Origin of the sequence: Vibrio sp. 10N.222.49.C12, assembly GCF_041475025.1 — a bacterium.
GTDB classification, from domain to species: Bacteria; Pseudomonadota; Gammaproteobacteria; order Enterobacterales; family Vibrionaceae; genus Vibrio; species Vibrio crassostreae_C.
In genome coordinates this window covers 1,501-1,886 of sequence record NZ_JBFRVF010000135.1, presented here as the reverse complement: position 1 = coordinate 1,886, position 386 = coordinate 1,501, and the positions used below count along the sequence as shown (strand labels likewise).

Genomic DNA, 386 nt, shown 5'->3' with positions numbered 1-386 from the left:
GTTTATGCGGTAGACAGTGACGGCGATGATTCACTGATGTCTCCGTTAAATGTCACTATCGGTGATGATGTTCAAATCATGCAAGATAGTGCGTTAGATATCGTCGAGCCCAATCTTGCAGATGGTACGGTAACAACTAACACCATTGATGTGATGCCAAATCAGAGTGCTGATGGCGCGACGATCACTCAGTTTACTTATGACGGTCAACTACGAACCCTTGATCAGAATGACAATGGTGAACAGCAATTCAGTTTTACTGAAGGCGAACTATTCATCACGCTTCAAGGCGAAGTGCGCTTTGAGCCCAACCGCAATCTCGACCACACGCTGAACGAAGACATTGTGAAATCAATCGTGGTGACATCTAGTGACTCCGATAACGA

The 386-nt window shown here is 45.6% G+C and carries 1 protein-coding gene; it reads left to right on the top strand.

Annotated features, from left to right (window positions below; genetic code table 11):
• The coding region (locus AB4583_RS21315) for a hypothetical protein (RefSeq protein ID WP_372119276.1) at positions 1-386 on the top strand (386 nt) is incomplete at both ends.